This window comes from Rectinema subterraneum (genome assembly GCA_009768935.1).
GTDB lineage: Bacteria > Spirochaetota > Spirochaetia > Treponematales > Rectinemataceae > Rectinema > Rectinema subterraneum.
In genome coordinates this window covers 1-24,468 of record WESA01000010.1, presented here as the reverse complement: position 1 = coordinate 24,468, position 24,468 = coordinate 1, and the positions used below count along the sequence as shown (strand labels likewise).

At 52.8% G+C, this 24,468-nt stretch carries 20 protein-coding genes; 9 read left to right on the top strand and 11 right to left on the bottom strand.

All coding sequences use genetic code 11. From position 1 onward, the window contains the following. Nucleotides 1-5: 5 nt before the first annotated feature. Both GAP13_RS04390 and GAP13_RS04385 read right to left on the bottom strand, forming a co-directional pair. Complete coding sequence (locus tag GAP13_RS04390; RefSeq protein ID WP_158906584.1) at nt 6-3,200, bottom strand: FAD-dependent oxidoreductase; 3,195 nt, start codon at nt 3,198-3,200, stop codon at nt 6-8. Further along, entirely contained in the window at nt 3,197-3,712 is a 516-nt protein-coding gene (locus tag GAP13_RS04385; protein WP_158906582.1) for an NADH-quinone oxidoreductase subunit NuoE family protein, read from the bottom strand. The genes GAP13_RS04390 and GAP13_RS04385 overlap by 4 nt, the downstream gene beginning before the upstream one ends. A gap of 386 nt (nt 3,713-4,098) precedes the next feature. Here GAP13_RS04385 and GAP13_RS04380 point away from each other — a divergent pair, with 386 nt between their 5' ends. The 3 genes from GAP13_RS04380 to GAP13_RS04370 all read left to right on the top strand — a co-directional run bounded on the left by GAP13_RS04380 (nt 4,099) and on the right by GAP13_RS04370 (nt 7,328). Beyond that, nucleotides 4,099-5,034, top strand: coding sequence for a hypothetical protein (locus tag GAP13_RS04380; RefSeq protein ID WP_158906580.1), 936 nt, complete (start codon nt 4,099-4,101; stop codon nt 5,032-5,034). 117 nt (nt 5,035-5,151) lie between these two features. Continuing rightward, on the top strand, nt 5,152-5,793 hold the full coding sequence (locus GAP13_RS04375; protein WP_158906634.1) for an adenylate kinase: 642 nt from the start codon (nt 5,152-5,154) through the stop codon (nt 5,791-5,793). After that, nucleotides 5,790-7,328, top strand: a complete 1,539-nt coding sequence (locus GAP13_RS04370; protein WP_158906578.1) for an alpha/beta hydrolase — start codon at nt 5,790-5,792, stop codon at nt 7,326-7,328. Before GAP13_RS04375 ends, GAP13_RS04370 begins: the two co-directional genes overlap by 4 nt. Here the strand turns inward: GAP13_RS04370 and GAP13_RS04365 are convergent. Next, nucleotides 7,305-8,225: a hypothetical protein gene (locus tag GAP13_RS04365; RefSeq protein ID WP_158906576.1), complete on the bottom strand. Its 921-nt coding sequence runs from the start codon at nt 8,223-8,225 to the stop codon at nt 7,305-7,307. The two genes, GAP13_RS04370 and GAP13_RS04365, sit on opposite strands and share 24 nt — an antisense overlap. 128 nt (nt 8,226-8,353) lie before the next feature. After that, complete coding sequence (locus tag GAP13_RS04360; protein ID WP_158906574.1) at nt 8,354-9,385, bottom strand: DUF6765 family protein; 1,032 nt, start codon at nt 9,383-9,385, stop codon at nt 8,354-8,356. Between the two features lie 138 nt (nt 9,386-9,523). On the opposite strand from GAP13_RS04360, the gene ndk reads away from it, so the two are divergent. Further along, nucleotides 9,524-9,973, top strand: a complete 450-nt coding sequence (gene ndk / locus GAP13_RS04355; protein WP_222126146.1) for a nucleoside-diphosphate kinase — start codon at nt 9,524-9,526, stop codon at nt 9,971-9,973. Between the two features lie 23 nt (nt 9,974-9,996). Continuing rightward, entirely contained in the window at nt 9,997-11,811 is a 1,815-nt protein-coding gene (locus tag GAP13_RS04350) for a M3 family oligoendopeptidase (protein WP_158906572.1), read from the top strand. A 130-nt stretch (nt 11,812-11,941) separates the two neighbouring features. Here the strand turns inward: GAP13_RS04350 and lysS are convergent, their stop codons facing one another. The 6 genes from lysS to GAP13_RS04320 all read right to left on the bottom strand — a co-directional run bounded on the left by lysS (nt 11,942) and on the right by GAP13_RS04320 (nt 19,325). Beyond that, entirely contained in the window at nt 11,942-13,528 is a 1,587-nt protein-coding gene (lysS, locus tag GAP13_RS04345) for a lysine--tRNA ligase (protein WP_158906570.1), read from the bottom strand. A 106-nt stretch (nt 13,529-13,634) separates the two neighbouring features. Continuing rightward, on the bottom strand, nt 13,635-14,762 hold the full coding sequence (locus tag GAP13_RS04340) for an aminopeptidase (RefSeq protein WP_158906568.1): 1,128 nt from the start codon (nt 14,760-14,762) through the stop codon (nt 13,635-13,637). Nucleotides 14,763-14,773: 11 nt separating this feature from the next. Further along, a complete protein-coding gene (gene tsaD / locus GAP13_RS04335; protein ID WP_158906566.1) occupies nt 14,774-15,793 on the bottom strand; it encodes a tRNA (adenosine(37)-N6)-threonylcarbamoyltransferase complex transferase subunit TsaD in 1,020 nt (339 codons plus the stop codon). After that, entirely contained in the window at nt 15,774-16,814 is a 1,041-nt protein-coding gene (locus GAP13_RS04330; RefSeq protein WP_158906564.1) for a divergent polysaccharide deacetylase family protein, read from the bottom strand. Before GAP13_RS04330 ends, tsaD begins: the two co-directional genes overlap by 20 nt. A gap of 65 nt (nt 16,815-16,879) precedes the next feature. After that, entirely contained in the window at nt 16,880-17,761 is an 882-nt protein-coding gene (locus tag GAP13_RS04325; RefSeq protein WP_158906562.1) for a sigma-70 family RNA polymerase sigma factor, read from the bottom strand. Nucleotides 17,762-17,912: 151 nt separating this feature from the next. Continuing rightward, the gene (locus tag GAP13_RS04320) at nt 17,913-19,325 is read right to left on the bottom strand and encodes a peptidoglycan DD-metalloendopeptidase family protein (RefSeq protein WP_158906560.1); all 1,413 of its coding nucleotides are present in this window, start codon (nt 19,323-19,325) and stop codon (nt 17,913-17,915) included. Nucleotides 19,326-19,414: 89 nt separating this feature from the next. Here GAP13_RS04320 and GAP13_RS04315 point away from each other — a divergent pair, with 89 nt between their 5' ends. Genes GAP13_RS04315 through ffh form a run of 4 tightly spaced genes read left to right on the top strand, consistent with a single transcriptional unit; the run spans nt 19,415 to nt 23,669 of the window. Next, nucleotides 19,415-19,843 (top strand): S26 family signal peptidase, encoded by a 429-nt coding sequence (locus tag GAP13_RS04315; protein WP_158906558.1) that lies wholly within the window; start codon nt 19,415-19,417, stop codon nt 19,841-19,843. Between the two features lie 5 nt (nt 19,844-19,848). Further along, nucleotides 19,849-21,723, top strand: a complete 1,875-nt coding sequence (locus GAP13_RS04310; protein ID WP_158906556.1) for a PASTA domain-containing penicillin-binding protein — start codon at nt 19,849-19,851, stop codon at nt 21,721-21,723. A gap of 32 nt (nt 21,724-21,755) precedes the next feature. Then, complete coding sequence (locus GAP13_RS04305) at nt 21,756-22,319, top strand: HDIG domain-containing metalloprotein (RefSeq protein WP_158906554.1); 564 nt, start codon at nt 21,756-21,758, stop codon at nt 22,317-22,319. 21 nt (nt 22,320-22,340) lie between these two features. Then, entirely contained in the window at nt 22,341-23,669 is a 1,329-nt protein-coding gene (ffh, locus tag GAP13_RS04300; protein WP_158906552.1) for a signal recognition particle protein, read from the top strand. Between the two features lie 70 nt (nt 23,670-23,739). Here ffh and GAP13_RS04295 read toward each other — a convergent pair. Further along, nucleotides 23,740-24,468: hypothetical protein (locus tag GAP13_RS04295; RefSeq protein WP_503473370.1), on the bottom strand; the 729-nt coding region annotated here is incomplete at its 5' end.

Below are 24,468 nucleotides of genomic sequence, written 5' to 3'. Positions count from 1 at the left end.
TCCTTTTATTCACGCACCAGCGTGCCGCGCGGCTCGCGCCTGTGTTCGCGGACATCGCACCGCAAGCAGCGGTTAGCCTCGATTCGCGCCTGCTCGCCGGTATACCCGAGGTTGATTTCCATGAAATTGCTCTTCCGCGCATTCACAGGAAGCATGCCTGCGCGCGTCATCTTTTCCTTGCTTATCTTGAGCGGGATTTCCATGCGGTAGTCAAAGCGGCGGAACAGCTGATCGAAACGCTTTTTGCCAGTCAGTGCTTGGTCGATAATTTCTGCAACCGTTTTTGCCTGCCCCATCGCCTCTGCAGCGGTTGCCGGGCCGAGCGTGGCATCACCGATTGCGTACACCTTCGGATTTGATGTGACGAGAGAAAATGGATCTGCTTTTATTCTGCCATTTTTAAGGCGCTCTACGCCGAGCGATTCGATACCCGGAATCTCGACTTTTTCCCCAATCGCGACGATGAGCGTCGAACAAGAAATTTCGTCAATTTTGTCTGTGGGGATCGGCGTTGGCCGACCGGAAGAATCGACTGGTCCTGCTTTCATGCGCTGGATACGGACCGCTTTTACGGTCTTTTTGCCTTCTTTTTGCTTTGTGACTATTTCGACAGGGGAGGCCATGCAGATAAGATCGATTCCCTCCTCGAGCGCACCTTTCAATTCTTCTTCATTGGCGGGCATGTCGATTTTCGAGCGGCGGTATACTACGGTAACCGTCGCACCGAGCCGCAATGCGGATCGAGCTGCATCGATTGCGGAATTTCCCCCGCCGATGACGACGACTTCGCCGCCTGTATGCACTTTTTCTTTTTTTGCGAGCATGCCCAGGAAATTGCAGGCTTTGTACACACCTTGGGCATCTTCCCCTGGAATGCCGAGTTCAAGCTCTGCGGAAGCGCCAGCAGCAACGATAATCGCATCATTGCTGTCAGAGAGCCGGCGCCATTGTTCCGGTTCTGCGATTCGCGTGTTGTACACGAACCGCACGCCCAGCTTTTCGATAAAGCTCACTTCCTTTTTGAGAACATCTTTCGGCAGCCGGTAGGCAGGGATTCCCCAGCGGAGCACGCCCCCAGGCTCGTCGCTCGCTTCATATACAGTCACCTCATGCCCAAGGCGCACAAGATAGGAGGCTGCAGTGAGGCCTGCTGGCCCTGCGCCGATAATCGCAATCCGCTTACCGGTCGACGGGAATTTTTCTTTTATGATATTGGCGTAGATTTGCTTTTCGCGGCCCATTTTGTACATCGTATCGGCAAGGTAGCGGTGGATTTCTCCCTGGGAAACAGGTTCATCCAGCATGTCCCTGCGGCAGCGCATGCGGCAATGGAAGTGGCAGATGCGGCCGATTGTTCCGGGCAGGGGATTTTCCCGCAAGGTAAGCTCGAACGCATCCTCTATGCGGTTTTCTTTCAGAAGCTGCAGATAACCCGGAATATTCATGTGCAATGGGCATGAAGATTCGCACAGCGCGATATAGAGGTTTTCGCATACGCCTGCGGGGCAGCGTTTTCCTTTTATGTGCTGAATATATTCATCGCGGAAATATCTGAGGGTGGTGAGCACCGGGTTAGCTGAAGTCTGTCCAAGCCCGCAAAGAGAAGAATCTTTCACAGTGAGTGCCAGATCCTGGAGTGTATCGAGATCCGATTCGGTAGCTTCGCCATCGGACACTTTCTGCAGAATATGCAGCATCTGGGAGGTGCCTTCGCGGCAGGGCGTGCATTTTCCGCAGGACTCGCCGACTACAAAGCCGGTAAAGTAGCGTGCGACATCGACCATGCAGTTGTCCTGGTCCATGACGACCATGCCGCCTGAGCCCATAATAGCGCCCAGTTCCGCAAGATGCTCATAATCGATCGGCGTTTTGAAAAGACTTGCGGGCACGCAGCCGCCCGAGGGTCCGCCGCATTGTACCGCCTTTATCTTTTTCTTGGGGCCCATACCGCCGCAAATGCCATAGATGACGCTTTCAAGTGTGCTGCCGAGCTGCAGCTCCACTAGGCCTGTGTTGCGAACCTTGCCGACGAATGAGAACACCTTGGTGCCCGTGCTGGTCGGTGTCCCGAAACCTGCAAACCACTCTCCGCCGCGGGCGATGATGACAGGAATATTGCACCATGTTTCGACATTGTTTATGGATGTAGGTCTGCCATAAAGGCCCTTCTGGACAGGGAAGGGAGGTCTGGGGCGGGGCCTTCCCGCATTGCCTTCGATAGAAGCGATAAGAGCTGTCTCTTCGCCGCAGACAAATGCGCCTGCCCCTGTCACAATATCGATATCGAACGAGAATTTGGTCCCGAGAATGTTAATCCCTAGTAGTCCATGCTCGCGGGCATCTTCAATCGCTTTGGTGAGCCGGTACACGGCAAGCGGATATTCAGCGCGAACATAGACCACACCGCGCGTTGCGCCCATGGCATAGGCGCCGAGGATCATACCTTCAAGGAGCATGTGCGGGTCGGATTCGATTTCGTTGCGGTTCATGTAGGCTCCGGGGTCGCCTTCGTCCGCATTGCAGATGATGTACCCTTCGCCTGGATTGTCGAGCAGCGATTGCCGCATAATTGACCATTTTTTCCATGTCGGGAATCCAGCGCCTCCACGGCCTCTCAGGCCCGATTTGCGCACTTCTTCGATAATCGATTCGGGGGGCATGGAGGTAAGCGCGCGGACAAGACTGCCATATCCACCAACCGCGATGTAGTCCTCGATGCTTTCCGGGTCGATGAGCCCCGCATCGCGCAGAACAATCTTCTCTTGACCCTTGAAGAAATTGAGATCTTTCCATGCTGGGAGCTGGGCGTACCCGTGACCGAATTCGATCTTTGAGGTTCTGAAATCCCATTCCTCGATTTTGGCTTCCGCAAGTTTGGCTATTTTGTCGTATGAAGCTGAATTTTCCAGTCCGCCGAGGATTCGCCTGGTCTTCTGCTCATCGACATCGGTAAAAAAGAGCACCGGTTTTCCCGGCATCCATGTCATGACAGCGGGCTCTGCGGCGCAAAAACCGAAACATCCAACCCTGCGCACCAGAATTTCGCTTGCTTTTGCTTTTTGATTGAGTATTTCCCAGACTTTGTCTGCTCCCGAGCCTATACCGCAGGTACCCATCCCGACCGAAATCCATGGTTTATCTCCATGGATGCGAGCAAGCCCTGTTTGGGCAAGAAAGCCCAGATCACTGGCGTTTTTCATTTCTCGCCCCCTTTCTTCATTTTTTCAATCAAAGAGACGAGCTTCCCGACTGTCATGCGGGAGAGCACCTTCCCATCTACCATAATGACCGGAGCGAGCGCACACTGGCCAAAGCAGGCAACAGTGCGGATTGTCGCAAAACTGTCGCTGCTAGTGGCCGAGTTTTCCTCTTCTTCCTTGAATTCCTTGATGCCGAGGCGGGAGAGGGATTCGTTGAGAAGGGCCAGAGACCCCCTCGTATGGCATGCGGTTCCTCTGCATACGACAATGACATGCTCGCCTTGCGGCTTCAGGCTGAAAAAAGAATAAAATGTAGCTACTGAATAAACCTTGGAAAGAGGCACTCCAAGTTTAGCCGATATTCTCCGAAGCGTCGCCTCCGAAAGGTATTTCCTGGGATCATTCTGCTGAGCCTGCTCCAGAGCGCTGAGCAGACTGCCAGGCTTTTCTTTGCATGAGTCGACTATCGAATCGATGTCAGGCATTTTTGTATTGGATGCGGTCTTTGTCATGGTGCCTCCTTTTCGCAATCGCCGCATGGTGCGGCCATTGATAATAATTTTGCTACATGTTGCTGTTTTTGTCAAGAAAAAATTATCTATAAAATTATATCAAGCAATTTTTATATAATATAAATATGATATGGAGTTATTTATATGATAAAAAATTATCTATTATAAAATATTTTCATATTTAATATTAAAATAAGAAATACTACATTTTCAGGACGGCGCGAATATGCAAGGTGGCGCGCATATGCAGGCAATCATACATGCGCTTGGCACAATGCATTTGAGGGTCGCCATACATATGCGTAAGCTGCAAGAATTCGCCGCCCATTTAAATCTTTGAAAGAAGCATTGCATTGAAAAGATTTTTATTTAATACTTGATTCTGTATGGCATCATTTGAATGGGATACGCCCGGGAAGCCCTGTTCCCGCCCAAGATGGCCTTCGCGATTTTCACATGCGAGCGTAGATATCGTTGCTCGAAAGCTCAAGAAGGTCTTTGATCAAAACGCAAATACGGGGTATTTCTCGTGTGCCGAGATCAGGGACTACTCATATTACGAAAATCTGCTCATTCAGGGGCTCGACGGCATCGATCGAAAAATGACAAGCGGCTTGCTCGTGCCTGTGGACCTTTCCGAATATCCAAAGATAATCCGAGCCGACAGAGGAAAAATTCGCGCCTGCATCTATATTGGCTCTTTCGATCCATTCCAGCTTACCCATCTCACCGTTGCCGTACGATTTCTCGCTTCGGAGATGAGCACATCGGACTTTGTGATTGTTGTGCCGGAAGGTTCGCCCGACCCGGCAAAACCGCTTAAAACCGAATATGCATTCCGCCTTTCTATTGCAAGAATGCAAGTTGAAGGCATTCTCGACCCATTCATCAAAGTGCTCGATCTGGGTATGCAAGCCGATACCATCGAAATCGTACGAAGGTTCATTGGCATGCATAGCGGTCTGTCGCTCGAGCTTACACATCTCATAGGCTCCGATGTATTGCCCATTGCCGCGAAATATATCTCCGAAGACATGCGCATATGGAAAAAGGAGGCCCAGGAATCCGGTGTGGATTGGCGGCACTGTATCCATGTCGTGCAGAGAGACGAAGAATCAGCAGCGAGGCCCTATCTCGAAAAGATCGAGGCTGAGAACGTGTGCGCGATGCTCGATCCGCATATCGTCGCGACCCCCTCAAGCACCGATTTCCGCACAAAGCAAGCATTTACAATTGTTTTGCCGACAGCTTCCATTCGTGACAAGATGGAGATTATTTTTCGCTACCGAATGCACAAAAGCTGGTCATCCGATCAGGAATAACTTTCCAGCAGTATCGAATACGCTCCAGCTTTCAGGCTTGGGGGCTGAATTCCGCGCTGCATCGCCCTTTTTCAATATCACGAAATGGTGTATATAGATAACATGAGCATAGATTCAATGAAACTTGTTTTCCTCGGTCCTCCGGGTGCCGGCAAAGGCACAATTTCGAGAATGGTATCAGAGCGCCTTGGCATTCCCCAGATAAGCACAGGAGACATATTCCGCACAGCTGTCAAGGAAAAGACTGAACTGGGCCTCAAGGTTCAGGCTATTCTGGCAGCTGGGGGGCTTGTTCCGGATGAGCTCACTATCGCGATCGTAAAAGACCGGCTTTCCTGGCCCGATGCGCAGCGAAGCTACATTCTCGACGGTTTCCCGCGAACGATTGCACAAGCTGAAGCCCTTGCTGGTTTTTCTTCGCTGGATGCCGCTGTCGATTTCGAAGTCAAGGATGAGCTTATTCTGTTCAGGCTCACCGGCCGAAGGGTGTGTAAGGTGTGCGGAGCGATCTATCATGTCGTGACAAAGCCGCCAAAAGTGGAAGGAATTTGCGACCTTTGCAGCGGCGAGCTCTACATTCGCAATGACGACAAGGAAGAAACTGTCAAGGCGAGGCTCAATGCGTACCACGAAGAAACTGAGCCACTTATTGGATGGTATGGCAACAGGAGCCTTCTTTTGACCATCGATGGCAGCCCGGATGCCGAGACAGTATATAATGCATTCATTTCAGAGATTGGTCGCTTTTTGAGAAAATGATACCGAAAAGCAGCCTGGCAATCAGGTTTCTTACGATTTTCCTTTTTCTGGCAGCTGGTGCGGGGGGAGCAGTTTGCGCGCAGATGTCTTCGGCTTCTCAGATATCACCAGTACCGATCGCAGAAATTCCAGCCCCAGAAATTCCAGCTTCAGAAACTCCAGTCGCAGCTGTTCCATCCTTCGAAGCGCCAGCCGCTCAGGCCGATACAAGTGCCAAAATCGCGCCGGGCACGTGGGCAGGCAAACTCATTCTTCAGCCGGTCCAGACAGGGCAGTCGGGCAATTACAGCTTTGACTTCGTCATCCGCATTCTTTCAGCAGGCAGGGGGATGCTGGTCGATATTCCGGAACAAGGCATGTTTTCGTATCCTGTCGATCGATATTCGCTGAACGCTGACAGCCTTTCGCTCGTGCTTGATGCGACAGGAGCAGAAGAGGAGCTCGCGTTCTCGGGAAGTTATTCTGGCACATTTGCCCCGCAAGGAAGTGCCAAAAAGGGCGGAATCGTCGGCACGGTGCGCGGTCGTTCCTGGAAAGGTTCTTTTTATGTGCAAAAACAGGAAGCACAGCTGAAGCCAGGCGAAATGCCCTTTGAGGTGCCTGCAGAAGGCGGGCTTCTTCCAGCAACAATCACATTCCCGGTGCATGCTGCCGCCGAACTGAACCCTGCTGCTTTTGCCTCTTTTCCCCTTGTGATTCTTGTTGCAGGCGCAGGAAAAACAGACCGCAATGGCAACAATTTCGAAGTGCCGGGCAAGACAGATACGCTTCTGCAGCTTGCTGAAGGCTTGCGCGCGCGCAATGTGGGGAGTTTCCGGTATGACCGACGGGGGGCGGCCGAGGCCTATATGCTGGAGAAATCCGGGCATATGACGAGTTTTGCCCAGCATGTGAAGGATCTTGCTGCAGTCATTCGTGCTGCCGCAGCGCTTCCGCGGGAAGGCAGGCTCATCCTTGCAGGGATGAATGAAGGCGCGTGGATGGCGCTCGCAGCCCTGAACCAGCTCGGCCAGGATGCCGATCTAGTCGATGGCCTTATTATGCTTGATTCTAGCGGGCAGAGTCCGATGGAAGCCCTTGCAGGCTCGCTCGAAGACCAGGATGAGGAAATCCGCAACACCGCCATGGAAGCTGCACAAACGCTCATCAAGACTGGCGCTCTCATCCCCGTTCCTGAAATTCTTGCCGATTTCTTCTCCCCCAGCAGAAAAGAATGGCTCGCTTCATGGCTTGCCTTTGATCCTGTAAAAGAACTGAAAAAAGTGCCAGTGCCGGTCCTGCTTGTGTATGGTGAGAACGACATGCAAGTCAGCCGCGAAGCTTTCGCAAAGCTGGCTGATGCCAAGCCCTCAGCCGCAATAAAGATCGTTCCTGGCATGAATTATGTGCTCAAAGAAGTACATGGAGAAGACGAGAATTATGCGGCCTTTACCGATCCTTTATTCAAGGTGCCGGCAATCCTGGTCGACCTGATAGCTGCGTTTGCAAAAGCTCAACCTGCGCCACAAGGGTTATTGCCGTGGAGCAGCCACTAATCCGCTGGCCGCTTTTCCTCCATTCATGTTCGACAGCGCCAGAAAAACATTCACAATTTCACGGGCACTCATGCTGATGGGGGTAGTAGCAAACAGCGAACCCTGCTGCTCGATAGAGGTCTCGGGAGAAACCGGAATACCCAGAGCAGTGAGCTTCCCTGAAACGAGTGCCCACATTACGCGCATGATGGGTCGATATGTCCGGGCAGTCTGTTCATCTTTCATCTGGATTTTGAATATGGCGGTATATCGCGCATGCGGATTGGCGCCTTTCGGGCTTGTGCGATCTCGCTCAGCGGTGAGCAAAATGCCATCGAAAGGAAGAGTGACGCCGTCCAGAATGGGCAACTGCGAGACCAGAGCGGATTTGGCATCGAGGTAGATGGCAAGATCGGATGCAGATGCAAGCAAACCGCTTCGTTCAGCTATCGAGGAAGCTGCAGATATCGAATTGTTCAGCTGCTCCGGTGCCCATGTAGTGAAATGCAATTTGCCGGCGTATGGGTCGCGGACATACAGCTTCCCGGACTTCGAGGCATATCCTCCCTCAATCCTTTTCCAGTTGCCATCGAGGCTGAATGAAAGCGATGTAAAAAGGCTTGGGAAATTGCCTGCAAATACTGCTTCGATGCTCGGACTCTCCTTGCTGTTCCACGAGATGCCGATTCCTGCCGCTTCCGCCCGTGCGAGCGTCTTGTCCAAGCGATCGCGATTGATAGGCTTTTGCCCATTGTCCGGATTCTCCGAAGTCATTGAAATGAGCGCCTGGATCGTCGAATCATCGAATGATGCGGCCATATCCCGCAAAAATGCACTTTCCGCCCGCGCGAGCACCTGCGGTGTTCTTTCGAAGTGATCGAAAAGGCCCGAAACCGCGACATCTCTCGGGACCGACATACATGAAGAAAAAACGAGAGAAAAGGCCGTCAAGGCAAAAAGCAGCGCAAAAATCCGGTATTTTCTCTGTTCAGCTGATCTTTCCTCGCCATCTTGTTGATTGTGTTGGTTTCTTGAGTCAAATGTCATCATAGAACTTGAATTCCTTTCGTGTGCATCAATTTCATAAACGCATCTCTATGTGCGCTCGCTGCGGCGTTCCATTGTGCAAACATAGAATCGCTATAATTCGAAATCGAAATCGTCCCTCTAACCATCGATTGGCCGGAAAAGGCACCGAGCCATTCTGTTCCGAAGCCCTCTGCCGAAATTGCCTTGAGCAATTCGCGCGTATCGAATTGTCTTGCCTCGAGGCTTCTGAACCATTTATCCGGATCATACGGAGGCACGTCGAAATATATCACATAATCACTGGCAGCAGCGAGGCTGTCATTTTTCGATGTCCGGCGGTTCAGCCAGAGCTCTTCCAGAGGACCTGTGACAAATGCCTCGTCCTCGAATTTTTTGTGCTGCGCTGTGCTCAAAAAGCGGTATATCATGCGCGCTGCCTCAAGAAATCGCGCGCTGTTCGAAATATCTTCGTATGAAGCAGCAAGTCGCATATCCCTCCACAAAGCCTGGGGCTGATCAGGAGTGGTTCCTGCCTGCAAATGCCCGACTGCGGGAAGAATATTGCGCGCTTCGAGCTCATTGAAGGGGTCGGCTGTTCCTGTAAAGTTCTGGTGCGCCCATGTGTCGGCATACGAATGGAGCGCAATGCCGATTCTGAAGAGGTTTCCGCTGCGGAGCGCGTCGACAAGGAGGGCTCTTGCATTCTGGCTGTCTGCGGTGACCGCGAGAGGATGCAGTTTCCTGTCTTTCCGCTTCATGGCCGCAAGCTGAGGATCGCCCGGGATGAAATGAAAGGGTAGATAGACATCTCTTGCGATTTTGGGATCCCAGAAAAGGTAATTTTGCGTCACTTCGGTCATGAAGCTGGCGGATTGGTCAGCCGGAAGCGTATGCGGATGGCCGCTATTCTGTTCGCCTTCTATTTTCCATGGAAGTTTGCTGTCATCCACCATCTGGCTCGAAAGCGCGATAGTTTCTGCATGTTCCGGAGGAAACCCAGCCTTTCTGGCGAGGTAGCACACAACATAATAATGGAATTCCCGGTTCATCCTTAGTATCATGAACCTTCGGTGCTTTCCAATCAATGGATGGCAAGCAGTCCCGCCGGTTGCGCCGGTTCATAGCATCTAGCGGTGACAATCTCCAAAAAGCCATGATATGCTGAAAGCCATTACGGAGGTTTTTGAATGGCAATAGAGCGCACATTTGCAATGCTGAAGCCTGGCGTCCTGTCGCGGCGTATCGCAGGCGAAATCATATCCCGGATCGAAAGGAAAGGATTCGATATCATCGGGCTCAAAATAATGCGAATTACAAGGGAACTCGCAGAAAAGCATTACGCGGAACACATAGGAAAACCATTTTTTAATGAGCTAGTCGCGTACATTACTTCCAGCCCGGTCGTTGCGATGGTGCTCGAAGGAGACCAGGCGATCAAAATCCTCAGAATGATGTGCGGCTCGACTAAGCCGGAAGAGGCGAATCCCGGTACTATTCGCGGTGATTATGCGATGCATACGAATATCAACATTATCCACGCCTCCGACTCGCCCGAGGCCGCAGCTCGGGAAATATCCCTGTTCTTCAAGCCTGAAGAGCTCATGGACTGGTCTGACGGCAACCAGCATTGGATTTGAATTGAATTTGAAAGGGAGAAATCATGGCAGAAACATTGAATGTGCCCACATGGAATCTCGATGATGTCTTTCCTGGGTTTGAATCGGAAAAATACCGGGAAGCGAAGGTGCGCATCAAAGCAATGCTCGAAAAAGCAAAGAATTATCTGGTTGAATCTTCGCCGCCGGTCGGCGATGCGGCATTTGCGGACTGGCTTTGGGCGCTTCTTGCCGAACTCGACCAGATCGAAGTGCTTGCGGACACGCTTTCAGCATATGTCTATGCGCGGTTCAGTACCGAAACAAAGAATCCTGTGGTTATTGCCGAGCTCAACAAAATAGAAGAACTGCTGGTGCCCGCGACGACGGTGCTCGTGCAGTTCAGGAACATGCTTGCACAGCACGAAAAACAGCTGAAGGCAGCGATTGCATCGGACGCGCGTTTTGCTCCGTACGCCTTTGTACTCGAAGAAGCGCTTTTCTTTCAAAAGCATCAGATGGCTCCGGAACTTGAGGACCTTGCAGCAGATCTTGGGCGCTCAGGAGCCGATGCATGGTCGCGCCTGCAGGAATCAATTCTGGCAAATACCAGCGCAGTATGGGACGAAGCCACAGGCGAACGAAAAACAATGGTCGAACTCCGAAACCTTGCATATGATCCCGACCGTGCGGTGCGTGAGAAAGCGTACAGGCTCGAACTGGGCATTTGGAAGTCGGTCGAAATGCCGGTTGCTGCAGCCCTTAATGGAGTCAAAGGCACTGTTTCCACGCTCAATAAAAGGCGAGGCTGGGAAAGCGCACTCGAAGCATCGCTCGCGCAGGCACGAATTTCGCGTGCAACCCTTGATGCCCTCATTGGCGCAATGGAAGTATCGCTCCCTATGTGGCGGCGCTATCTCAAAGCCAAGGCGCGGCTCTTGGGGCTCGAGCGGGTTGCATTCTATGACCTGTTCGGGCCGGTGGAAAGGCAGGGCGCGATGCTGCCCACATTCCAATGGAACGAAGCAAGGGACTTCATTGTCCGGCAGTTCGGGACATTTGATCCGGATATGGCCGCATTCGCTGCGCATGCATTCGAGCATTTCTGGATCGACGCAAAGCCGCGCGAAGGAAAGAGCGGCGGCGCCTACTGTACGCATTTTCCGGCAGCGCGGCAGCCTCGCGTGTTCTGCAATTTCGATGGTTCATTCTCCTCGCTCGGAACCATCGCGCATGAACTCGGCCACGCCTGGCACTATGAAACCATAAAAGACCTGCCGATGCTGCTGTCGCAGTACCCAATGACACTTGCCGAAACAGCATCGATTTTCTCCGAAACGCTTGTGTCCAACGCCGCGATGGCCGAGCTCGACCAATCCGCGAGGCTGCCGCTCATCGAAATGCATTTGCAGGATGCGTGCCAGGTCATCGTCGATATCCTTTCGCGTTTCTATTTCGAAAAGGCCGTGTTCGAAGAGCGAGCAAATGGCGAAATCACCGCAGACCGCCTGTGCGCCCTCATGCTCGATGCGCAGAACCGAACATACGGAGACGCGATGGAGCCCGAGCTTAAGCACCCATACATGTGGGCGGTGAAGGGGCATTATTATATTCCCTCATTGTCGTTCTACAATTTCCCGTATGCGTTCGGACAGCTGTTCGGAGTGGGGTTGTACCAAATCTATAAGGAGCAGGGCTCTTCGTTCGCGCGGCGCTACCGCGAGCTGCTCAGGGCCACGGGTTCTCTGCCCGCGGTAGAGGTGGCGCGAAAAGCGGGGTTTGATATCGAAACGCCAGATTTCTGGCTGCGGGCTATGAGCACGTTTGAAGAAGATGTGCGGTTCCTGGAGGATGAGGCGCAGAAAAGCGCACGTGAATGAGCAAAAATGAAATAAAGCTTTGGTGCGCTGCGAGCAGGCTGCGTTGAGCTTCAAGTGCGCCGCGCGTCATAAGGGCGGCACGCCTTGGGCGGCTTTCCGGTCAGAAAGCCGCCCTACCGCTGAGCAGCTCTCAGTACTGCTCGAGAATCGACAGCACCTTTTCCTTGCCGATGGCCTTCAGAAAGCCTGCGAGCCTCGGCCCCTGATCTTTGCCGATAAGCGCCTGATAGGAAGCCCGGAACAGCTGCTTCGGCTCGATACCACTCGCCTGGGCAACCGCATAAATCGCTTCCGCGACTTCATTTTCCTGAGCGAACTGATCAAGCTTGGCGACCACTTCATCGCGCAGGCGGCACACCGCGGCTTCCTCGAGCTCACTGAGCTCGGCCTTTTCGCCAGGCTTGCGGAGGAAGAAGCGGAAATCTTCGGGGGCACATTCAGTAATCCAGTACCATGCGCACTGAGCTCGCCTGCGCACTCGTGCTTCCTGCGACGGCTTCAGATCAGGCAGAAGTGCAATAACGCTGTCGATATTGCCCTGGTGAATCTGCAGCATGTTGCACAGGTGGCGGAAAGGAATCTGGTAGGGCATCTCTTCGGGAACGCTTTCGACCTGCGAGAGTTCGTAGATGCGGCGCTCGAGCGCCTCGATTTCTTCATTCTTTGCTTTTTCGGTGCCCCAGTAGATGCGCTCGGTTCGGTCGTAGTCTTCGTAAATCTTTATAACATCGAGATCGAAGCTGATGACGAATTCCGTGTTCGGCCGTGTGCCCGCAAAGAGGTACCGCACGATTTCGGGCTGGTACACGCGGAGGAGGTCCGGCAGGTCGACCACTTTGCCCTTGGACGAGGACATTTTGCCCGGCGAGCCCTTGATGCCGATAAAGTCGTAACGGAAGGTGACTGGCGGTTTACGCCCATAGACGTCTTCAACCACATGTTTGGAGGTGTCGAAGGAGCCGCCCTGCGAGTGGTGATCCTTGCCTGCCGGCTCGAAGTCTACTTTTTCATACGCCCAGCGCATGGGCCAATCGACGCGCCATACAAGCTTGGCGCCTTTAAGCGTGCGAAGATCTCCGGTTTCTTTGTGGCCGCAGGATTCGCAGTGGTAGGTAAGGCCCCAGTCGCCGTCCCAGCCGTCTATTTCGGTTGTGTCGCGGTTGCAGTTCGAGCAGAACACAGCGACCGGCCACCATTCGCCCTGAATTTTATGGTCTTCGTCGCGATACTTGTCGAGGATCGTTTTGAGGTGCTCGCGCATTTCGAGCGCGCGGCGCATGCCTTCTGCATAGGTGCCTGCTCTGTAACGATTTGCCTGGTAAATGAATTCAGGATAAATCCCCACTTCGGGCAGGATTGTTTCGACATCGACTTCGTGGTGCCGGGCATAGGATTCATCCCGCCCCCAGGGATCGGGCACCATGGTTATGGGAAAACGCAGATATTTCTCAAGCATCTCGGGATTGGGCATATTGAGAGGGACTTTTCGGAATACATCATAGTCGTCCCAGCTGTAGATAAAACGCACATTCTTGCCAAGACGCCGCAGGGCGCGCACTACAAGTTCGACGGAGATCATCTCGCGGAAATTGCCGACATGGACAGTTCCGGAAGGAGTTATGCCGGAGGCGCAGGTATAGAGCTCTTTATCGCCCCAGGTCTGGATAATCTTTTCGGCTGTCTGGTCAGCCCAATGAATTGCTTTCTTCTGTTCCATATGGTGCGAGTATAACGATTTCTGTGCACTTGTGAAATAGGAAGGCAGCGGGCCTAAAATAAAAGCGAGTCTGGAAATGCTGTGGGCTTGAAAATAAAGCGAGCTATTATTCCGTCAGCGCCGCAACCATCGAAAGTGCGCCATGCTCCATTATGGTTATTTCTTCGCCCGTTGGCATGAGAAGCACGACAGTCGGCGATTTCACGAGCCCATCGAGATGGATGAGCGCGGGCGCATCCTCGTCATAGTTCGATCCAATCGCAAAATGAATTGTCCCAAGCACTTTTTCGTCTTCAAGCATGTTGCCGCCTATGCGGGCAGCAGGATTAAGCCCGATGCCGAATTCGCCGATGTGCCGCGCATTCGTGCCATAGGACAGGGCTGTCTCGGGTGCCATTCCCTGCTGGTGCAAAAGCCGCGACGCCATATTCAAGCCGCGCATCAAAGCCTTCTCCAGGCGGTCGGCTTCTTCTCCGCCCTCGATTCCCATCACATAGCCTCCGCACACTGTGCATGCAATTGGTTTCTGGATAACGATATCTCCTTCGATATCCGAAATTGAGCCATCGAACACAATGGTTCCTTCAGCGGACTTGATGGCAGGAGAAATGAATACCTCACCCGCGGGAAGATTGCCGCCCTTGCCTGCCGAGCGGAAGTCGCCATCATCGCGCATGGCTTTACGCCCTTGAATACTGAATGAAATGTCGGTGCCACCAGGGCTTTTGACCATGACCACAGACGCCTGAGTCAAAAGAGCGGAGAGCCTGTCGGCAGCGGCGCGCATTTTCAGGTAATCGACAGGAACGGTTCGAATGAACATGTCCTTGGTGATACCCGGCGTCCAGATTGCCCGAATCGCGGAAATTCCATGCAGAAGATAATGGAAAATATGGTCGAAGCTGCGGCCATCAGGCGCCTTGAGCGGCGAAGAGAGCCGCTTTCGATCCTTGCCGAGCTTTTCGGTCGAGATAGAGAGAATGACGGGCGGCGCTGCTTCAATCGCTTCTATGACTTCGTCCTCGGCGTAATCTGCCTGCGTCTTGACAGGCTGAAAGAGAAGGCGGGGGGAAGCGCCCATTTCTTCAGCCTGCTCGAAGAAGGCCTGGGCAATTTCCGCCTGCTCGGTATCCGGATTGGCGATAATGAGCACATTTTCTTGTTTTTTAAGCTCGATGCATTCGGCGAGCGCGATGCGCGCCGCTTCTTCGAGGTTGATTTTTTCGATATTCATGCTGGCGGGCATCATGGGTGGTTCTGTCTCCATTTGAAATCCATAACGCGCGAACTGGGCGCAAGATCCCAGCCATCAGCTTCTCCTCGGCAGAAATAGTGCCAAGCAATGCCTGCGACCATCGCTCCATTGTCGCCGCATAGCGATAGCGGGGGGAAGAATACGCGTAGGTCTTTCTTGCCTGCAAGCTCGCGCCTCAAATAGGCGTTGGCAGCGACGCCTCCTCCTGCGACGATTGTCCGGATACCTGTGTCGCGGACCGCCCGATAGAGCCTCGAAAGCAGTGTGTCGATTGCGGTTTTCCGGAAGCTTGCGGCGATGTTTTCCGGGCTTATGCTTGCTCCTGGCTGCAGGTACGAATGCAGATGATGAATAACGGCTGTTTTCAGGCCAGAATAGGATACATCGTAGCGATGTTCTCCTTTATGCAAGGAGGGCAGGGGGAACTTGAAGGCATTTTCGTCGCCTCTTTCAGCAAGCTGATCGATTACAAGGCCGCCAGGATAGCCGAACCCATAGTACTTTGCGACTTTGTCGAAGGCTTCGCCTGCAGCATCGTCGATGGTAGTGCCTAGAACCGCAATCGAGTCAAAATCGTCAGCGCGGCAGATAATGGTATGTCCGCCGGACACCAGAAGGCCCAGAAAAGGATATTCGATCGTTTCCTCAAGCTGTGGTGCATAGAGATGCGCAAGCATGTGGTTTATGCCTTTGAACGGAAGCCCCCGAGCCCATGCAAAAGCCTTTGCGAACGAAAGCCCGACCGCAAGCGAACCGATGAGCCCCGGCTTTGCTGTCGCAGCGACGCCATCGATGTCGTCGATATCGAGCTGTGCCTCCGCCAAAGCGCGTCTGACCGCTCCCAAAATCCATTCAATATGGGCACGGCTTGCGATTTCCGGCACTACTCCCTGGTATCGCTCATGCAGAGGAATCTGTGTCATGACGACATTCGAGAGTATGTGCCGGCCGTCTTCTACGACTGCAGCGGCGCATTCATCGCAGGAAGTCTCAATTCCAAGAATCCGCATGTCCGGAATTCTCTTCTGCTTGCAGTTGCATGTACTGGCTTATAGTCGAAAGCGAATAGCCCTGCTCGACCAGTTCGGGATAGATTTCCATCAGGGTAGCGGCGAGGTTTGTCGACCATACATGGCCGATCATTACGGCTGCACCGCGCTTGCGCGCAATGCGCTTGCCTTCTTCTATCGCTGCAAGAATCGATTCACGGTCGCTCTTGTTGTCAAGAAACACATTGCGCTCCATATATGGTGTTCCAAGCTCCCGGCACAATTCCGAAATCGCTGTCCCGGGCGTTGTGAGAGAATCAAGATAATACATGCCACGCTCTTTGACAAGTTTCAGGACAGGGGTCATCGCATTTCTGTCGCGGGTTACCGCCGAACCCATATGGTTGTTCATGCCTTTGGGCTGATAGGGAAAGCTGTCGATGTTCTCTGCGACAGTCTTGGCGATAGTTGCTTCATCCATCGAAAGATACACAGCATGCGGACCCGGATCGTTTCCCCCGAGCGCTTCCATGGGCTGATGGAGAATCATTTCCTTGCCAGCCTTCTGGATTGAGAGCGCAGAATCTGCGCTGTGCGGCAGCTGCGGCAAAACCGCAAAGGTAATCGGAAAGGGCAGCTCGAGAAACGGTTTGAGCTCACCGTTGTTGTAGCCGACATCATCGATGACAATGATCAGTACCGGCGCGCCTGAAGGCACTGTGCCTTCAGGCCGGGCAAGTCTTGCGACTGATGCGCCGGCACCTGGTGCTCCAGGCTGAGAGCCGGACAGGGACTCCGGATTGGCCGGCGGCTGGGTCAGCGGCTCTTTTTGGCTTTCAGGAATGACTTTGAGGTCTTCATAGCCCGGGGGCAGCTCGATCACATATTCAGGCGTGCCATAGCGGCTCGATTGCGCTTGCTTCTTGCTTGAATCTTTAGGGGTGCAGGCATTGATAAGCGCGAACAATGCAAATACCGCGAATGCCGCACAGGCTATCACCAAGGAATATTTTTGGGTGTGTCTCTTCTGTGTTGTGCCCACAGAATGTATGGTACCCCGGCGCGCACCATTCATCAAGCCGGGCTTTCTTCTGGTGCTGTGCTGTTTTACGCAGTCAGGCCGACACGTGCGGCTGTATGCCACAGGCTCTTGAGCGCTCTGCTTTCGATATGGCGCACTGTTTCAGCAGAGCAGCCAACGACCGCACCCACTGCTTTGAGCGATTCGGTGCGTCCCTCTGCAAAACCGTAGCGCCGCGAGAGGACTTCTCGCTCTCGCGAAGGGAGGTTTGACAAAAGCCATGCGGTTTGCCAGCTTATGCTGGCTCTCTCGATCTCTCTTTCGGGGTTGTAACGCCAGTCTTCATAGATATCGAGTATTGACAATTCTTCATCTCCGGATTGTTCCAGCGCAATCGGCTGGTCTCCGAGATGCATGATGTTGGAGACTTCAGCCTCGCTGCACCCAAGTTCATCCGCTAGTTCCTTTTCAGTCGGCGCGCGCGAGATTTCAAGGCTCTTGCGCATTTGAATCGCATTGAGACGCCTGAGTGCATCTTCCTTGCGATGGGGAATTCTGATCTGCCTGCCTGTGTTCACGAGCGAGCGAGATATTGCCTGGCGAATCCACCAAACCGCATAGGTCGAGAATTTGACATTTTTCGAAGCATCATAGCGTTCCGCTGCTTTTACAAGCCCTATATTGCCTTCCTGAATGAGGTCCATAAGGGAGTGGGGCGGCATCCACATCGATTTTGCAATGCGTACAACCAGGCGAAGATTCCCTTCAATGAGTTTTTTGAGGGCGTTCTTGTCGCCCCTGGCGATTCTGGAAGCAAGTATGGATTCTTCTTGTCGGGTTACAAGAGGGATTTTCCGGATCGAATCGAAATAGAGAGAAAGGCTTTCGTCGTTGTCGGTAATAGTCATGATGGTTCCTCCGTATGCAGTTCTCGGAAGAATAGTCTGCAAGAGCTGTGCCAAAAGCATGGAAGCGCAGAAAATATAAATTAAATGTATATTTTATAAAAAATTAGATAAAATCTGGCCTAGTTTCAGGGTAGGGTGAATTGGGCGAAATGTATGATATTTTATAACAACAGGATGGCTTTGTGTGCACATTAGCAGACAGAGCCGCGGATTATTTTACGTATTTCCGCGGATCCACCGCCTGCCCGTTGCGGAAAATGCTAAAGTGGAGGTGCGGCCCTGTACTCTGGCCGGTATTGCCGGAGCGCCCGATAACCTCGCCCTGATTCACGCGTGCTCCTTTGCGGGCAAGAATTGCATCGAGATGTGCATAGAGCGATTGGTAGCCATCGGTATGACGGATGATCACATAATTGCCGAATACTGCATTGTATCCGGTGTCGGCAACCTTGCCTTCGCGGGTGGCTTTGACGGATGTGCCTCTGTTCACCACAATATCGATTGCTGCATGATACGTGCGCTCTCCGCTGAACGGATTTGTGCGATATCCGAATGGGGATGAAATCGGGCCGCGCACAGGCCATATGAAGGTGTCGCCATAAAAATTGCGCAGGACTGAAGAATCGAGCTTTGCGTTCGGTATGAAAAGGCGGTCGCCCGCCCGCAACGCTGACGAAGCTAGGTTATTGGCATCAACAATGCGCACCATTTCGATGCCATATGCACGGGAAATTGTGGAAAGGCTTTCGTTTCGCTTAACCGTGTGGTACACGCCGTTCATATTCGGAATCTTGAGAGTTTTGCCGACCTGAAGCTGAGTTTTCGAATTGAGGGAATTTGCTGAAATGATGGTGTCTTCGCGCAGGCCGAATTGCCGCGCAATAGTCTGCAGTGTATCGCCTCGCCGCACAGTATAGGATCGTTCGACCAGAAGGGAGGGTAGAGGCGGCAGCGCTGTGTCGCTGTTTTGGACAGCAGAAGGCTCTGGCTCGAGCATAGCGATAAGGGCATCCTGGGCGGAATTTTCGTTTGGAAGGGATATGATAGGATGAGAGTTCGAGATTATCGAAGCAGCAAGAAATCCGGTTCCTGCGGCGGCGAGCACCAGGGCAAGAGCGATAATCCATCGCGCACGAATTTTGGCAAATGCATGCAGCATTTTTCCCTGGAGCAATGTGCGCATTGTGCTGCGCGCGACCGGGCGGCGCCGAACTAGGCCGAGCTCGAACGGCCGATGTTTGTCTGCGCCAGGTACTCCTGTGCCGAGCTCGGACGGCACATCAACAATAGTCCGGGGAAACATCGCAGGTTGGACCGAGAATCTGTTTATAGCTCCGGCATTATTGTTTCGCTGCGGTTTTCCTGATCTCGGCGCATGGTTCTTTTTTTCATTCAAACGGAACAATGTTCGAAAATCTATTCTGTTTTTGGCTCGGGCTTTGGGCGTTTTGCTTGTGGGGACATTCTGGGGAACATAATGAGGGCGCTCTTTGTTCGAGCGGTAGCGGGGTGCTGCAGGAGTAGTTACTACAAAATTTTCTCCTGACATCACAGACACGAGCGGCTTATGGAGAATATCTTCAGCTTCGAGTATGGCATCGTCAGTCTGAATTTGTAGATTCATCGCTTCTCTTGTATCGGCAGAATTTAGCCGATAATTTAATCTAAGCTGTCGAAATGTACCATGAAAATAGCAGGAAAGGAATTCTGTATATGTGGAAAAGACCTCCAGCATCAGCAAAATCTTTCGACAGCACACTGATCACTATCGTGCTGGTGGTGATAGTTGCCATTCTTTTGCGATTTTTTGTGGCGGACGCAGCAATTGTGCAGGGCAAATCGATGCTGCCGCATTACCGCAACGGGGAGGTAGTATTCATATTCAAGGCTGCATATGGAATTCGGCTGCCTTCAGGAAGGTATATAGTCCGCTGGGGACGCCCTGTGCGCGGTGAGGTTGTCGCTGCATTGCGCCCTGGCACGAACGAAATAGTGATCAAGCGAATTGGCGAAATCCGTGAACAGCAACCAATGCCAGTATATTTTTTGATCGGGGATAACGGAATCGAATCGATTGACTCGAGGGATTTCGGACTTGTAACTTTTGATGCCTTTGTCGGCAAAGTAATTCCCCAGAGGTAAACTGAATGGAGAATCATGCACAGGCTCGCTTCAATCGAAGGCTGCGTCTGCTCATCTTTGTGCTATTCACTTTTGCAGCAGCAGTGCTCGTGCGATATGCAGTACTGGCTATCGAAGGCCCGGACAAAACAGAAAAGTCAACAAATACTGTAACCGAGCGAGGCAGAATTCTTGACAGGAACGGGAACGTTCTTGCATTCGATATTCCGAAATTCAATATTGCAATCCGGAAAAATGAAATCGATCCGTTCCGGATACATGAGGATTTGCGCATTGTCGCGAGTGCGCTCAACACCAGTGCCGACGCACTCGAGCAGAAGATCAGGGACTCCAGCCAGAATTTCGTGTATCTTGCGAAAAGACTGGACATTGATACAGTCAAGCCGCTTCTCAGCCAGGCAGACAAGGGTCAGCTTGCAGGTTTTCTCATTGAGGAGATCAGCGGGCGCATCTATCCTGAAGGAAGGCTTGCCTCGCATCTCATTGGCTTCACCGGCGAAGGGAATCGCGGCCTCGAAGGGGTAGAATATAAATATGATACGGAATTGTCAGGGGCAGGCAGCGAAAATGTTCGGGGCAGCGACATCTACCTCACCATCGATGCGCATCTTCAATATGCGCTTGAACAGACAGCACGAAAAGCTTTCAACGAGAATCACGCTGAATCGCTGTTTCTGATGGCGATGGATGTCAACACTGGCGAAGTGCTTGCATACGTCCAGATGCCCGATTTCGATCCGAACAATTTCGGTGCCTTCAAGGAAGCAGAGCGCGAAGACCGGATGTCCGTATATTCCTACGAGCCTGGCAGCGTGTTCAAGATATTTTCGATGGCTTCGGTGCTCGATGCGGGCCTGATAACACCGAAAACGCAATTCAATTGCGATGGAGCATACCGCAAGACCCTTCCCTCGGGCGAGCAAATCATCATCAAAGATCTGCACTCGTATGGCATGTTGGATTTGGCGGGAATACTGGCAAAAAGCAGCAATGCTGGCGCCGGCTATGCGTCTGACCGGATGTCGGAAGCTGAATTTTACTCACGTCTCATCAACTTCGGATTTACGCAAAAAACAGGTATCGGATCTCCAGGAGAAAATCCAGGTAGCCTGAGAGAGCCGGCAAAGTGGTCTGCTCGCACGAAACCAACGGTGGCTATCGGCCAGGAAATCCGCGTGACTGCGCTCCAGATGATAACCGCGGCATCAGCAGTCGCAAATGGTGGCATCCTGCTCAAGCCAGAGACAATACAGCGCATCGAACAAGCAGATGGCAAAATACTATACAATCATAAGCCGGTTGCACTCCGCAAGGTTATTGCTCCCGAGACATCGAGAGCAATCATTACTGCAATGGAATCCGCGGCTAGCCTTGAAGGTACAGGTTGGCGAGCGAAAGTCCCCGATGTCCGCATGGCAGTAAAAACAGGCACCGCCCAAATGATCGATCCGAAAACCCGTGCCTACTCGGAGACAGATTTTATCGCAAGCACGCTGGGCATTCTGCCTGCCGATAATCCGAAAGTCGCTATCTATGTAGCCATTGTGAAACCGAAAGGGGATTCGTATCTCGGAGGGCAGATTGCAGCTCCTGTTCTGCGTGAAGCGGCAGAGTCGGCAATCAGCATTCTTGGCCTTCCGAGAGGCAAGAGCCAGAATGCTATGCACGACGGGCTTGTCACTATCCAGGAACCGGCTCCGGCAGTCATAGGCGCCAAAATGCCAGATCTTGGTGGCTTTTCGAAACGCCAGCTTCTGCCTTTGCTTTTGCGCAGCGACATTACAGTAATTATCAATGGCGACGGATATGTTGTTTCGCAGGATCCGCCGCCGGGAACTGCCATAGAGGCTGGCGCAAGAATAGTGCTTCGGCTACAATAGCGTTCCAGAAATTTTCTATAGAGGTATATCCCATGACCAGAGATCAGGCAGTGGCATTGTGGAGACAGTGGAATAATGATGAATCCTTGTGGCGCCATGCGTTGTCCGTCGAGTCAGTCATGCGGCATTTTGCGCATCGCTATGGCGAAAACGAGGAATACTGGGGGCTGGTAGGGCTCCTGCACGATATCGACTACCAGAAGTACCCGGAAGAACATCTGCGCCACGCGCGGGAAATCCTTGCACCAGCTGGCTTTGATGAGGCCTTCATTCGTGCTGTGGAGAGCCACGGCTGGGGTATCTGCAGCGATGTGGAGCCAGCCCATGTCATGGAAAAAGTGCTGTTCGCGACCGACGAGCTGACTGGCTTTATTGCTGCGTGCGCGTATGTGCGGCCCTCCCGAAGCGTGCTCGACATGGAAGTCAAATCGGTAAAGAAGAAATGGGGTTCGGCGGCCTTTGCTGCGGGCGTGCGGCGGAGTGTGATCGAGCAAGGAGCACAGATGCTCGATATGCCGCTCGAAGAGCTGATTGGCGAGACAATTGTCGCTCTGCGAAGTGTTGCTGCGGATATCGGGCTCAAGGGGAATCTCTGAGAATCAGGACGGGAATGCAGTATGCTTGAAAAAATATCCGAAACCTTTTCCGATGTGTTTCGCACCATAAGCGGCAAGGCTTCGATTTCCGAAAAAAACGTCGAAGATGCGCTCGATCGCATTAAAATCGCGCTTCTGGAAGCCGATGTCAATGTCAGAGTCGTCCGGCGCTTCATTAATGGCGCGCTCGAAGAAGCCAAAGGCGAAAAAGTTCTGCGTTCGGTAACGCCCGGACAGCAGTTCATCAAAATTGTCTTCGATCGAATGGTTGCGCTGCTTGGCGACGAGCGGCAGGATCTTGCGCTCAAGGGAACGGATACTCAGAGTGTTATTTTGCTTTTGGGCCTCCAGGGATCGGGCAAAACAACTACTGCTGCAAAACTAGCTAATATGCTCAAGAATAAAGGGCGAAAAGTGCTGCTTGCGGCATGTGACCTTGTGCGCCCTGCGGCAGTGGAACAGCTTGCGGTGCTGGCTGGACAGGTCGGGGTGGACATTCATCGCGAAGATTCGAACGATGCGGTGCAGGTCGCGCGCAATGCGCTCGCGCGAGCCCGCCGCGAAGGCCATGATGTGATCATCGTTGATACTGCTGGCCGATTGCAGATCGACGAACCGCTCATGCAGGAACTAGTCCGGATAAGGGACGCGATGTCGCCTGTGGAAAGCCTACTTGTCGCTGATGCAATGACTGGCCAAGCTGCGGTCGATATCGCGAAAGCATTCGACGAGAAAATCGGGGTGACTGGCGTCATCCTCACCAAATTCGATTCGGATACACGCGGCGGCGCGGCACTCTCGCTTAAATCTATTACTGGCAAGGCTATAAAATTCATTGGCGTCAGCGAGCGCATTGAAGGGCTTGAGCCTTTCTATCCCGATAGAATTGCTAACCGCATTCTCGGAATGGGCGACATTGTTTCTCTCGTCGAAAAAGCGCAGGAAGTCTACGACCAGAAAGAAGCTCTCGATCTCGAGCGCAAGATGAGCCAGGAAACATTCACGCTGGAAGACTACCTCGACCAGATCCATAAAATGAAGAAAATGGGCTCAGTGAAATCCATGCTCGAGATGATTCCCGGCCTTGCCGGCCAAATCGATGAAGACCGCATTGATCTGCAGGAAATGAAGTGGGAAGAAGCCATTCTTCTTTCAATGACCAAGAAAGAACGTCAAAACCACCTCATTATCGGGCCTTCACGCCGCAGCCGCATCGCAAAAGGCAGCGGGACATCAGTGGCGGAAGTCAACCGGCTTCTCAAGAAATTCGAAAAAAGCAGGTCGATGATGAAAAAGATGGTGAAGAACAAGGGAGCGATGGCGAAGATGTTCGGAGGCGGCAATCCCTGATGAGTGCTCTCAACCTTGTGTAAAAGAGGGCACTGAGAAGAACGCACCTCGACAATCAAGCACACGCTATTCAAGCGAGCGCCAGCCTAGGAATATACTCCGCCTTCTCCTTCCCCGGTGTCCGCCATTCCTTCTTCCAGCTTCTCGCCATCGTCGGACTCAAAGGGCTTCGTGTCAGAAACGCCCGTTCTTCGAAAAAGCTTCTATATACGTTCTCGAGCGCAGCTGCATCGATGCCGCTCGCCTCGGCATGGGTGGCGGGTCTTCGGCCTTTCGGCCAGCGGATACGGTAGGGCTTTAAGTAGTTGTGCCACATAAGGTAGGCCCAGAGGCGCAGCATGCCGTTTGCGACATTGCGGTTGAAGCAGACACTCTCACGATGGTGGTTCGCCAGGTCCTTTCTGAGCTCGCGATCGGTGTAGTTCGAAGAAAAGAGTGGATTGTGGATCGTCCGTGGCAGGTGTGAAGAAATCCTCAGGTGCACGAGTCGCCCTCCTCCCTCACCCCAGTAGGCTGCAAGCTTCCGCACGAGGCGCGCATAGTCGGGCTTCTCATCGGTGATCAGCACGAAGGGCCGCTGAGGCTGTGGCGGCTGCACAGCAAGGCTCGTCGCCAGCACCTCCCTGAATGACCGGCCGATCCCACCCCGTTCGAGCCGAATCGTCGAATAGAGCGCCTGTGCCTTCGCCTTTTGGTCCTGCCGCATGCTCCCTGAGCGCCGCCGTGTGCAGTGACTGACATCGAGCACGAAGCCGCTTGTCCGTCCCACCGCAATGGGGATTTCGCTCGGGAAGTACTG